The following is a 13,193-nucleotide window of genomic DNA, read 5'->3' as shown; positions in this document are numbered from 1 at the left end:
GCAAGGCCCGGCGGGGCCCGTTGCACGGTGCGTTCGATGACCGGCGCCCGCCGTCCCATGAGCAGTTGGGCGCGGATATGTGCATGTCGGGGACGGTGGCTGCCGGAGGGGGCTATCTTGGGTCTCGCTACCGGCGGGGCCGAAGTGCCGCCGTGAAACTCGGGGAGAACATATTGCGCATCGGGAAAATCAGGATCGGCTCACTCGGTGACTGGACGCCCACCGTGGGATCGGTCATCTCGTGGCATCCGACGGCCGCGTCCCTGGAGAAGGCCCGCCAAGCGCCGGTGAGTTCGGTGCCCGTCAGCTACATGCAAGGCCAGCACCTTCGCAACTACCACGAGCGGACGGCCGCCGGGCTTGACTTCTCTCGGCAGATCATCGCCACTTGCGATGTACCCGGCCAGTGCGACATCGCCGCCATGGATCACGCCGTCAATGCGTATCTGCGCCGGCATGACACCTTCCGCAGCTGGTTCGAACCTACTGAAAATGGGGAGTTCATCAGGCACACCCTCAGCGATCCCGCCGATATTGAATTCACGCCGATCGACCACGGCACGATGACGGTTGAGGAGATTCGGGCGCATCTGGTGGCCATTCCGAATCCGCTGGAGTGGGGCTGTTTCACCTTCGGAATCGTCCGAAACGAGGGTCATTTCACTTTCTTTGTCGCCATGGATCATGTTCACGGGGACGCGACGCTGGTCGGCACGACGATGCTGGAGGCCAGCGGGATGTATGCGGCGCTGAGCGGCGGCGGTGAACCCCTCGCGCTTCCCGAGGCAGGCAGCTTCAACGATTTCTGTGCGCGCGAGCGCCAGTACGTGTCGGCGTTGACCCTGGAGTCGCCGCAGGTGCGCGCCTGGGTCGACTTCGCCGAGAACAACAACGGAGGCTTTCCCGAATTTCCGCTCCCGCTGGGTGATCCGTCGGAGCCGAGCGGCAGTGAGTTGCTATCCGAATTCCTGATGGACCCGGAACAGACGGAGCGGTTCGAGTCGGCCTGCACCGCCGTCGGTGCGCGCTTCATCGGCGGCCTGTTCGCCTGCTTTGCCCTGGTAGAGCACGAATTCACCGGGGCCCTTACGTATTACGGCCTCACCCCCAGGGACACCCGCAGGACCACGGACAATTTCATGACGCAGGGTTGGTTTACCGGCTTGGTTCCGATCACGGTGCCAATAGCCGCGGCCTCGTTCGCCGAGGCCGCGTGGGCGGCGCAGGCTTCCTTCGATTCGGGTCTGGACTTGGCGAAGGTGCCGTATTACCGCGTGTTGGAATTGGCGCCGTGGTTGAAGTGGCCGGAGCCGAATTTTCCGGTATCGAACTTCCTGCACGGCGGAGCCGCGCCGCTCAACGCCGTCCTTGCCGCGGCTGACCTGGGTTATGCGAATAATTTGGGAATTTATTCCGACGGTCGCTATTCGTATCAATTGACCATTTACGTGTTTCGGTACGGCGAGGGCACGGCAATGGCGATCATGTATCCCGACAATCCCGTCGCCCTGAAATCGGCCACCCGCTACATGGAAGCAATGAAGTCCGTGTGCGCGCGGGTCGCCGACAGCGGCCATTGGGGACGCGTTGCCTAGCGTGAAGTAGTTCAATGGCTCGGAATGGGAAATATTCTCGGAATGCGAAATCGTGTGGTTTGAGGTGAGGCCAATATGCGACGGCTAGCCGATTTTGTGGTGCGGTGGCCCTGGGCGGTGATCGGGCTCTGGGTGGCTATTGCGGTCGCCATGCCGCTGACCCTCCCCTCCCTGAACGAGATGGCCCAGAAGCATCCGCTCGCGATCCTGCCCAGCGACGCACCGTCGAACGTCACCGCGCGAAAGATGACCGAGGCGTTTCACGAATCGGCGTCGGAAGATCTCCTGTTGGTGGTCCTGACTGACGACAAGGGGCTCGGCCCCGCCGACGAGGCCGGGTACCGAAAACTGGTGGACGCCCTGCGCGCGGACACCCGAGACGTCGTGATGCTGCAGGATTTCATCAGCACCCCACCGCTGCGCTCGGTCGTGACCAGCCAGGACCACAAGGCTTGGGTACTGCCGGTCGGCGTGGCGGGCGAGTTGGGCACTCCCCAGTCCTACACCGCCTTCAACCGCATTGCCGACATCGTCAAACGCACGATGGAACAGGCCCCACCCGGGACGCATCTCACCGTAAACGTCACCGGACCCGCGGCGACCGTCGCCGACCTCACGGTCGCGGGTAATCGGGACCGGCTACCGATCGAGCTGGCTATCTCCGTGCTGGTGCTGATCGTCCTGCTGGTGGTGTACCGCAGCGCGGTCACCATGCTGCTGCCGCTGATCACGATCGGGCTGTCGCTGGTGATCGCCCAGGCGCTGGTGGCGGGCTACTCCCAGCTGACCGGCTCGGGCGTCTCGAACCAGTCCATCGTGTTCCTGAGCGCGATCATGGCCGGCGCCGGAACGGATTACGCCGTGTTTCTGACCAGCCGATATCACGACTACCTGCGGTCCGGCGCGGATTACGACCAGGCGGTCAAGAGGGCGATGATCTCGATCGGGAAAGTGATCACCGCGTCCGCCACCACCGTGGGCCTCACCTTCCTCCTCATCAGCTTCGCCCGGATGGGAGTGTTCGAAACGGTCGGGGTGTCCTCGGCCATCGGGATCGCCGTGGCATTCCTCGCCGCGATGACCTTGCTGCCCGCGATCCTGGTGCTCGCCGGCCCCCGCGGCTGGGTCAAGCCGCGGCGCGAGCTGACCGCCCGGTTCTGGCGGCGTTCGGGCATCCGCATCGTGCGCCGGCCGAAGGCGCACCTGGTTGCCAGCGTGTTGGTGTTGATCATTTTGGCCAGTTGCGCCGGCCTGGTGCGCTACAACTACGACGACCGCAAAGCCCTGCGGGCTTCGGCCCCGAGCTCCATCGGGTACGCCGCACTGGATCGCCACTTCCCCGTGAACCAGTCGATTCCGGAGTACATCCTCATCCAATCGCCGCATGACCTCCGCACGCCGCAGGCCCTCGCGGACTTGGAACAGATGGCCGACCGCGTCAGCCAGCTGCCGAACATCGCCGCGATCAGCGGCATCACTCGTCCCACCGGAAATGTGCCGGAACAATTCCGAGCCACCTATCAGGCGGGCGCCATCGGCTCCTTTCTGGCCGGCGGGTCGACCCTGATCAACGAGCACACAAACGACCTCAACCGGCTGGTCGAAGGCGCCGGCACGCTGGCCGACAGCCTCGGCGACGTGCGCGGCCAGGTCAGCCAGCTCGCCGCCAGCGTGCAGGAACTGGAAAACGCCCTTTCCTCCACGAAGAACCAGTACAGCGGCGACACGCTGGTCAAAGAGGTCGACATCGCGGCCCAGCTCGTCGACCACGTCAACTCGCTGACCAACACCATGGGGTGGAACTTCTCGGCCGCCAAGAACATGTTCGCCTGGATCGGCCCGGTGCTGGCGGCGCTGCAGGGCAACCCCGTCTGCGACGCCGATGCGTCGTGCAGCGCAACCCGCGGGACGTTCGAGCAGTTGGTCGGCTCCCGCGACCAAGCGGACCTCGACGCCATCAACGACCTGTCCCACCAGCTGCAGGCCTATCCGGACAGACAGACCCTGAAGGCGTCGACCGATCGCCTGCGCACCGCGGTCGGCAAGCTCACCAACGTGCTGCGCACCATGGGGATGGATCAGCCTGGTGGCCTGCAGTCCAACCTGAACAGCCTGCAAAACGGCGCGGACCGGTTCGCGGGTGGGAGCCGGCAGGTGGCCGACGCGGTGGCCCAACTCGTCGAGCAGGTCAAGAAGCTGGGTGCCGGGCTGAGTGAGTCGGCGACGTTTTTGCTGTCGCTCAAACACGATGCGGCGCAACCGGCGATGGCCGGGTTCAATATCCCGGCGCAGCTTTTACATCTCAAAGAGTTCCAGGAGGCCGCCAAGGTCTTCATCTCGCCGGACGGCCACTCGGTGCGGTATTTGGTTCAGACCAAGCTCAACCCGTTCAGCACCGAAGCCATGGATCAGGTCAACGCGATCACCGCGACCGCTCGGGGAGCCCAACCGAACACCAGCTTGGCGGACGCCAAGATTTCGATGGCGGGATACACCGTCGGCCTAAAGGACACGCGCGACTACTACCAGCACGACATCCGGTTCATCATCGCGGTGACCCTCATCGTCGTGCTCCTGACCCTGATCGCGTTGCTGCGTGCGATTGTCGCGCCGCTCTATCTGGTTGCGTCCGTGGTCGTTTCGTACTTGTCGGCGGTGGGCATCGGTGTGGTGTTCTTCCAGTTCATGCTGGGCCAGCACTTGCATTGGAGCGTGCCCCCGCTGGCATTCGTGGTCCTGGTCGCGGTCGGCGCCGACTACAACATGCTGCTCGTCTCGCGAATGCGCGACGAGTCCCCGAACAGCGTGCGCTACGGCATCATTCGCACGCTGAGCTCGACGGGCGGTGTGATCACCGCCGCGGGCCTGATCTTCGCGGCCTCGATGGCCGGCCTGCTGTTCTCCAGCATCGGCACCGTGGTTCAGGGCGGTTTCGTGATCGGTGTCGGAATTTTGCTGGACACCTTCCTGGTACGCACCATCACGGTGCCGGCCGTCGCGGCGCTGTTCGGGCGGGCGAACTGGTGGCCGTCGCGGCCGAACCCGCGGCGCTCGCAACTCGGACGCGCCGAGCCGCAAACCGGTTAGCAGGCACACCTCATGTATGTGAAACTAGACAAGCACAGCGGTCGGGGGCAGGGATGAACAAAACACTCGCAAGGGCTACCGCGCTGGTAACTGTCGGCGCCACAGTGTATTTCGGCGTGGGGGCGGCATCGGCCGACGACACGCCCATCGGCGGACCGCCGACGCCGGGGGCCCCGGGCGACCAGACGGCGTACGCCCTCGGCGGCGCTCACGTTCTTGGCATCCCCTACGACGAGTACATCCGCCAGGAGGGCGCCCAGTGGTTTCCCGGCCAGCAGCGCAAAATCATCGACTACCCGGCGGGGCAGGTTCAAGGCCACGTGCTGGGGCGGCTCTTCCCGGGAATCGGCAAGGCCGGCGACGAGATCATCCCGGGTCTGGGTCTGGACGGCCCCAGCGTCGGCGAGTCGGTCGACACGGGAGTGGACAACCTTGTTGCCGCGATCAAAAACGGTCGCCCGGGTACGGCGATCGGCCTGTCCGAGGGCGGGTTCGTGGTCGACGGCGCGCAGGCGCGGCTGGCAACTGACCCGACCGCCCCGCCGCCAAACACGCTGAACTTCGCCACATTCGGCGACCCGATCGGGCATCACGCCTTCGGTCAGAGTTTTCTGACCGCCGTGTTCCCGGTCGGCAGCACCGTTCCCGCGCTCGACTACACCATGCCGCCGACCTACGAGAGCCAGTACGACACTGACAGGTTCGTGGCCGCGTACGACTCCATCGCGGACTTCCCCGACCGGCCCGACAACTTGTTCGCCTTCGCCAACACGCTGATGGGTCTGGCCACCGGTCACACCGCGGTGGCCTTCACCAACCGGAGCATGGTGCCGCCGCAGAACATCCGAACCACGATCAACTCCCGGGGCGCGAAAGACACGACGATCATGGTGCCGGAGAAGCACCTTCCGCTGGTGATGCCGCTGAAATACATCGGGATCCCGGAGGACACGCTGAACAAACTCGACGCCATCTTGATCCCCAGGGTGAACGCGGGCTACTCGCGAAACGACGACCCGTCGACCGCCCCGGTTCAGGTGGACCCGGTGCATGGCTTCGATCCAGCGGAGGTCACCGCGCCGGCCAACCAGGCGACCTTCGGCGGCGGCGCGGACCCGTTCTCCCAGATTCTCGCCGGTGCCATGTCCGTGTTGTCGCACAGCGCGCTGCAAACCGACCACTGACTCCATCGGAGTCGACGAACTACTACGGACGTGATGTAACCCCGATGGCTCAGTCAACAATCCTGTCCATGCTGCACGGACGTGCCAGCCTGCGGCCCGACGACGTGGCGTACACGTTCACCGATTACACCGACGATTGGGCCGGAGTTCCGCACAGCCTCACGTGGTCACAGGTGTCCCGCCGAACCATGAACGCGGCACGCGAGCTCAGCCAGCACGGGTCGGTCGGAGACCGTGCGGTGATCCTGGCCCCCCAATCCCTCGACTACGTCGAGGCGTTTCTCGGAGCCATGCAGGCCGGGCTGATCGCGGTTCCGCTGCTGTTGCCGCACAAGGGCTCGAGCCATGAGCGGGTGAGTGCGGTCCTTTCCGATACGGCGCCCTCGGTGGTGCTCACGACGTCGGCGGTCGCCGAAGACATCGTCAAATACGTCGACGAGGCCCGCCTGGCCACCGTTCCCAAGATCATCGAAATGGATTCGCTCAATCTCGACGCGGAGGGCGGAACGAGCGTTCGGGCGGCCGACATGCCCAGCATCGCCTATCTGCAGTACAGCTCGGGTTCGACGCGGGCGCCGACGGGAGTAATCGTCTCGCACCGCAATCTCCAGGTGAATTTCGAGCAGCTGATGCGCAGCTTCTTCGCGGACTCCCACGTCAAAGCCCCCGCGGATACCACGATCGTGTCGTGGTTGCCCTTCTACCACGACATGGGCTTGGTGCTGGGAATCTGCGCGCCGATCCTGGGTGGCTATCGCGGCGAGCTGACCAGTCCGGTTTCCTTCCTGGAGAGGCCGGCCAGATGGATGCGGTCATTGGCCGAGAATCCTCATGCCTGGTCGGCGGCGCCCAACTTCGCCTTCGACCTGGCCGCCCGCAAGACAACCGACGCCGACCTGGCCGGGCTCGACCTCGGCGAGGTGCTGGGCATCATCAGCGGTGCCGAGCGCGTCGAGCCGGCAACGCTGCACCGTTTCGTTGACCGGTTCGCCCACTTCAACTTTCGCGACCACATGATGCGTCCCTCGTATGGATTGGCGGAGGCGACCGTCTTCGTCACGGCGGGCACCTGGCATGAGTCGTCGAGCGCGGTCGCCTTCGACATCGACGAGCTGTCCGCGGGCCGCGCGCGGCGATGTGCAGAAGGGACCGGCACCGCGCTGGTCAAATACCAAGTGCCGCAATCACCCACGCTGCGGATCGTCGACTCGGACACCAACCGCGAGTGCGCGCAGGGCTTGGTGGGCGAGATCTGGGTGCACGGGCCCAATGTCGCCGACGGCTACTGGGGCAAACCGCTTCAGGAGCAACGCTGCTTCGGCGCAACGCTCGCCGACCCGTCGCCGGGCACCCCCGAAGGCCCCTGGCTGAAGACCGGGGACCTGGGTTTCATCTTCGAGGGTGACCTGTTCATCGTCGGCCGCATCAAGGACCTGCTGATCATCCGTGGGCGCAATCACTATCCCGAGGACATCGAGGCGACCGTTCAGCAGATCACGGGCGGCCGGGTCGCGGCGATCTCGGTTCCGGTCAGAAGCACCGAGGAGCTGGTCGCCGTCGTCGAGCTCAAGAAGCGAGGCCATTCCCACGACGACGCCCAGGACATCGGGCACTGGCTCACCTGCATCAAGCGCGACGTCACCTCCGCGATATCCAACGCGCACGGCGTGAATGTCGGCGACCTCGTTCTGGTGCCGCCGGGGTCGATTCCCACCACGACGAGCGGCAAGATCCGGCGCGCGGCGTGCGTCGAGCAATACCGCCGCGACCAATTCACCCGGTTGGACGGCTAAGCCGAACCCGCGTAGGAACTCGGCCGGCCTCCCGTCGATCGGGACGACCGGCCCGCATTCTCGCGGGCCGGGTTGAACATAATGGGTCCAATCGCACCGGCAAAGGAGCCCCCAATGAGCCCGACCAGCGCAGACCGTCCCTATCGCGTGATCCAGTGGACGACCGGCAACATCGGGCGGCGGTCGCTGCACGCCATCATCGGCCGACCGGACATGGAACTGGTCGGGGTGTATGCCCACGGCGCCGAAAAGGTCGGCGTGGACGCCGCCGAGCTGTCCGGCTGGCCGGAGCCGACGGGGATCAAGGCCACCAACGACATCGATGCGCTGCTGGCGCTGCGACCCGACGCGTGCTGCTACAACCCCTTGTGGCCGAACGTCGACGAACTGGTGCGGCTGCTGGAGTCGGGCGTCAACGTGTGCACCAGCGCCGCCTGGATCACCGGCGGCAAGCAAACACCCCAGGACCGCAAGCGCATCCAGGACGCCTGCGAACGGGGCGGTGCGACGATCTTCGGCAGCGGAGCGCACCCCGGGATGACGAACATGGTCGGGATGGTGCTGTCCGCATCGTGCGAGCGCGTCGACGAGATCCGCATCACCGAGTCGGTGGACTGCTCGACGTATGAGTCGGCGGAAACGCAAACGGCGATGGGGTTCTCGCAAGACCCCGACACGCCGGGACTGGCGGAAAGCGTCCGCCGGGAAAGCGAGGTCTTCGCGGAATCGGCCGCGATGATGGCCGACGCGGTCGGCGCCAAACTGGACAAGATGACGTTCGACGTCACGTTCACCGCGGCCACCGCCGACTCCGATCTGGGCTTCATGAAGATCCCCGAGGGAACGGTCGGCAGCGTCTACGGCTACCACCGCGGCTGGGAGGGCGACCGCAACGTGGTCAGCGTCGGATTCAACTGGACCATGGGCAGCCATGTGGTCCCGCCCAAACCGCTGGAGCACGGCCACGTCATCCAGGTGTTCGGCCTGCCCAACATGCGCACCGTCCTGCATTGCCTGCCGCCGAAGGATTGGACGGAACCCGGCTTCATGGGACTGGGAATGATCTACACCGCGATGCCGGTTACCAACGCCGTTCCGGCTGTCGTCGCAGCCAGGCCCGGGATTGTCACGCTTGCCGATCTGCCGCCGGTCACCGGCCGGGTGACGCGCTAACCCAGCGTCGGCCGCCCCGTTAGCGCGGACCCAGAGGAACGGTTCCGTGCACTAGGTCTACGATGCTTAGCTGAGCAATGTATCGGCAACGGGTGTTGTCGGCGACGGCGGTGATCCGCACGGGGCGAGCGGAAGGCGGTCAAGATGAAGGCCCTAACCCGGGCGCTCAGGCGAGCGTGGATTCCTCTGGTGTTGGTGGTCGTGCTCGCCGTCTCGGCCTTGGTGGTCTCGCGGCTACACAAAATTTTCGGGTCCCAGGACCTCAACGCGAATGCGGGCAAGGGGATCGAGATCGTGCAGTTCAATCCGAAGGTCGTCGTCTACGACATCTCCGGGCCGCCCGGATCCACCGCGAACATCAACTACTGGGACGAGAACGCCAACACCCACCAGATCAACAACGCGCCGCTGCCCTGGTCGACCACCATCTCCACCACGCTTCCCTCGGTGAGCGCCAACATCATGGCGCAAAGCGACGGCAGCCGAATCAGCTGCAAGATCAGCGTGGACGGCGTCGTCCGCGACAGCCAGAATTCCGACGGCCACAACGCCCAGACCTTCTGCCTGGTGAAGTCCGCATGACCGACATCGACAAGGCGGAGCGCGACGCGAGCACGGCGGACACCGGTCCGATCAGAACCAAGCCCAGCATGGCGGATCGCGGCCACCGCCCGTATCTGCCCCACGCGATCCGAATCTTCGCGATACCGATCATTTTGGGCTGGGTGGCGGTCACCGTGTTGGTGAATGTCATCGTCCCCACGCTGGAAAAAGTCGGCGAGGCGCATTCGGCGCCGATGGCTCCGCTGGACGCGCCGTCGATGAAGGCCATGATGCGGATGGGCCACAACTTCCGCGAATTCGACTCCAACAGCACCGTCATGATCGTGCTGGAGGGCCAACAACCCCTCGGCCCCGACGCGCACCACTACTACGACAACGTCATTCGCCAACTGCGGCAGGATTCCAAGCACATCCAGCACATCCAGGACTTCTGGGGAGACCGGCTGACCGCGGCCGGGGCACAGAGCGCCGACGCCAAGGCCGCCTATGTGCAGATAAACCTCGCCGGTAACCAGGGCACCACACAGGCCAACGAGTCCGTGGACGCGGTCCGCAAGGTGATCGAGGAGAACAAGGCGCCGCCCGGTGTGAAGGCCTACGTCACCGGTCCCGCCGCGCTGTCCGACGACATGCACATCATCGGCAACGCCAGCCTGGCCAAGATCACCCTGTTCACGCTGGGCGCCATCGCGATCATGTTGCTGCTGGTCTACCGGTCCATCGTCACCACGCTGCTCCAGCTGTTCATGACCTTTGTCGCCCTGGCGTGTGCGCGCGGGGTCGTCGCGGTTCTCGCGTATCACAACGCATTCGGGCTCACCACCTTCGCCGCGAACATCCTCACCATGCTGGCGATCGCCGCCGGGACCGACTACGGCATCTTCCTCGTCGGCCGCTACCAGGAAGCGCTCGCCGCCGGCGAGGATCGAGAAAGCGCGTACTACACCACGTTCAAGGGCGTCGCTCCGGTCGTCCTGGGTTCGGGCCTGACGATCGCCGGTGCGACCTATTGCCTGAGCTTTTCGCGGTTGCCCTGGTTCAACACCATGGGCGCACCCGTCGCGATCGGCATGCTGGTCGTGGTCGCGGCCGGACTGAGCCTGGGGCCCGCCGTGGTCTTCGTCGGCAGCCGCTTCCACTTCTTCGAACGGCAGGCCAAGCGCGGTCGGCTGTGGCGGCGGGTGGGCACCGCGGTAGTGCGTTGGCCCGCACCGATTTTGGCCGTCAGTGGCGCGGTCGTGCTGGTCGGCATGATCGCCCTGCCGAGCTACCACACGAGCTACAACGACCGCCATTACCTGCCGTTGTCAGCCCCGTCCAATCAAGGGCAAGAGGCGGCGAACCGGCATTTCTCCGAGGCGCGAATGAATCCCGACCTGTTGATGGTCGAGTCCGACCACGACATGCGAAACCCGGCCGACATGCTGGTGTTGGACCGGGTGGCAAAGAACGAGATGCGCACGCAGGGCATCGCCATGGTCCAGGACATCACCCGGCCGCTGGGAATCCCCATCCAGCACAGCTCGATTCCGTTCCAGAACAGCATCCAGAGCCAGACGACGATGCAGAACATGAGCTTCCTCAAGGACCGCATTGCCGACATCCTGCGGATGGCCGATGATCTGCAGACCCAGATCGACACCACGCAACGCCAGTACGAGGTGTCGCTGGATTTGGCCAACGCCGCCGACGACAGCGCGAAGACCACCGAGGTGACATCGCAGATCACCGACAAGTTGCGCGACCACATCGCGGATTTCGACGACACCTTCCGGCCGGTACGTAGCTACTTCTACTGGGAGAGGCACTGCTACGACATCCCGTTGTGCATCGGCATCCGGTCCCTCTTCGACACGTTCGACGGCTTCGATCAGCTCGCCGAGCAGTTCCACTACCTCACCGCCGATATCGCGCACACCGCCAAGGCCACCCACGACCTGAATGCGCTGTTCCCCGTGCTGATCTCGACGCTGAAGAACACCAGGGGCATCACGCTGACGCTCTACCAGACGTTCAAGGCGATGATCGATCAGATGGAGGCGATGAGCAACACCGCCATCGTGATGGGGCAAAGCTTCGATCAGTCCAAGAACGACGACTTCTTCTACCTGCCGCCGGAGGCCTTCGACAACCCCGATTTCCAGACGGGCCTTCGCATGTTCCTGTCGCCGGACGGTAAGTCGGCCCGGTTCTTCATCACCCATCAGGGTGATCCGATGACGCCGGAGGGCATCGCACGGGTCGACGCCGAACGCACCGCCGCGCAGGAGGCGTTGAAACAGTCCTCGCTGTCGGATGCCCGGGTGTATCTCGGCGGAACCGCCGCGACGTTCCGGGACATGGCCGACGGCGAAAAATATGACCTGATGATCGCGGTGGTGTCGGCCCTGACGCTGATCTTCATGATCATGCTGCTGCTCACCCGGAGCGTGGTTGCTGCGCTGGTGATCGTCGGCACCGCGGCCAGTTCGATCGCCGCGTCATTCGGGCTGTCGGTGCTGATTTGGCAGGACCTGTTCGGCATCAGAATCCACTGGATCGTGATGGCGCTGTCGGTCATCATCCTGCTGGCGGTCGGATCTGACTACAACCTGCTACTGGTGTCGCGGTTCAAAGAGGAGATCCACCACGGGCTCAAGACGGGGATCATCCGCTCGATGGCCGGCACCGGTGGGGTGGTGACGGCAGCGGGCCTGGTGTTCGCCTTCACCATGGCGGCGATGCTCGGCAGCGAACTGCGCGTGCTGGGGCAGTTCGGGTCCACGGTATGCATCGGCCTGCTGCTCGACACCCTGATCGTGCGCACGCTGCTGATGCCGTCGATCGCCACCCTGCTCGGTCGCTGGTTCTGGTGGCCGCTCGTCGTGCACCCGCGCGGTGACTACGGCCGTCCCCCGGCCGTGGCGGCACCGGTGGCGTCAGGCGCCAGGAGCTAAGTCCAGGCACACCGCGACGGCCCCGGGGCCGACGTGCAGCCCGAGCACCGGGCCCAACGGACCGACGATCGCCGGCTCGCAGGCGGGCAGCCGCCGCGCCAGCTCCGCCGCCACCTCGCTCGCGCCCTCCGGGTTGGCCACATGTTGCACCGCCAGGGCCGCGGAGTTCTCGCCGACGACTTCGCACACCCGGTCGATCATCGCCGCGGTCGCGGCCGTCACGGTCCGCACCCGTTGGGCGAGAACGAGTTTGCCGTCATCGATGCGCAACAGCGGCTTGAGCGCCAGCGCGGTCCCCAGCCACGCCGTGGCCCCGCCGATGCGTCCGCTGCGACGCAGGTTGTCCAGCCGGTGCACCACCACGAACGCGTGGCCGCGCGACACCGCCGAAGTGGCTGCGCCCGCGACGGCGCCCAGGTCGCCGCCGTCGGCCGCGGCGCGGGCGGCGGCCAGCGCCACGAACCCGGTTCCCATTGCGGCCGAGCGCGAGTCGACGACGCGCACGTTCGCGTCGAGGTCGGCCGCGGTCCGTTGGGCGGCCCCGTAGGTTCCGGACAGCGCCGAGGAAAGGTGCACCGCCACGACGCCGTCACCGTCGCTGTCGGCCAGCGCCTGCTGATAGGCGTTGGCCAGTTCGGCCGGGGTGGCCGCCGCGGTGGTCGCGTGCTGCTTGTAGATGTCGTCGGGGATGTCGTCCACGCCGTCGCGGAGGTCGCGGCCATCGAGCAGGATGTGCAACGGAACCACGCGGATGGCCCACTTTTCGAGCAGATCGGCGGGCAGGCGCGACGACGCATCGGTCACCACCACGACGGCCATGGGCGCCGCTCCTCCTCATCGCTTCGCTCTGCATCGTCGCCG

At 65.5% G+C, this 13,193-nt stretch carries 8 protein-coding genes; 7 read left to right on the top strand and 1 reads right to left on the bottom strand.

From position 1 onward, the window contains the following. Window positions 1-173 precede the first annotated feature (173 nt). The 7 genes from N415_RS03365 to N415_RS03335 all read left to right on the top strand — a co-directional run bounded on the left by N415_RS03365 (window position 174) and on the right by N415_RS03335 (window position 12,332). The gene (locus N415_RS03365) at window positions 174-1,595 is read left to right on the top strand and encodes a condensation domain-containing protein (RefSeq protein WP_068177243.1); all 1,422 of its coding nucleotides are present in this window, start codon (window positions 174-176) and stop codon (window positions 1,593-1,595) included. Window positions 1,596-1,670: 75 nt separating this feature from the next. Then, window positions 1,671-4,682 carry an MMPL family transporter gene (locus tag N415_RS03360; RefSeq protein ID WP_081665046.1) on the top strand — a complete coding sequence of 1,004 codons (3,012 nt, stop codon included), beginning with the start codon at window positions 1,671-1,673 and terminating at the stop codon, window positions 4,680-4,682. A 53-nt stretch (window positions 4,683-4,735) separates the two neighbouring features. Beyond that, a complete protein-coding gene (pe, locus tag N415_RS03355; protein ID WP_068177206.1) occupies window positions 4,736-5,866 on the top strand; it encodes an acyltransferase PE in 1,131 nt (376 codons plus the stop codon). Window positions 5,867-5,910: 44 nt separating this feature from the next. Then, the gene (locus tag N415_RS03350; protein ID WP_068177205.1) at window positions 5,911-7,659 is read left to right on the top strand and encodes an AMP-binding protein; all 1,749 of its coding nucleotides are present in this window, start codon (window positions 5,911-5,913) and stop codon (window positions 7,657-7,659) included. Between the two features lie 114 nt (window positions 7,660-7,773). Further along, window positions 7,774-8,832 (top strand): dihydrodipicolinate reductase, encoded by a 1,059-nt coding sequence (locus N415_RS03345; protein WP_068177203.1) that lies wholly within the window; start codon window positions 7,774-7,776, stop codon window positions 8,830-8,832. Window positions 8,833-8,976: 144 nt separating this feature from the next. Then, entirely contained in the window at window positions 8,977-9,414 is a 438-nt protein-coding gene (locus tag N415_RS03340) for an MmpS family transport accessory protein (protein WP_068107905.1), read from the top strand. Next, window positions 9,411-12,332, top strand: coding sequence for an MMPL family transporter (locus N415_RS03335; RefSeq protein WP_068177202.1), 2,922 nt, complete (start codon window positions 9,411-9,413; stop codon window positions 12,330-12,332). The genes N415_RS03340 and N415_RS03335 overlap by 4 nt, the downstream gene beginning before the upstream one ends. On the opposite strand, the gene N415_RS03330 is transcribed toward N415_RS03335, so the two are convergent. Then, the gene (locus N415_RS03330; RefSeq protein WP_068177200.1) at window positions 12,315-13,151 is read right to left on the bottom strand and encodes a DegV family protein; all 837 of its coding nucleotides are present in this window, start codon (window positions 13,149-13,151) and stop codon (window positions 12,315-12,317) included. The genes N415_RS03335 and N415_RS03330 overlap by 18 nt on opposite strands. Between the last annotated feature and the right edge of the window lie 42 nt (window positions 13,152-13,193).

Source organism: Mycobacterium sp. UM_CSW (assembly GCF_000455205.1).
In the GTDB taxonomy this organism is placed as follows: domain Bacteria; phylum Actinomycetota; class Actinomycetes; order Mycobacteriales; family Mycobacteriaceae; genus Mycobacterium.
The sequence above is the reverse complement of the archived record's forward strand: the minus strand, read 5'-3'. Positions and strand labels throughout refer to the sequence as shown.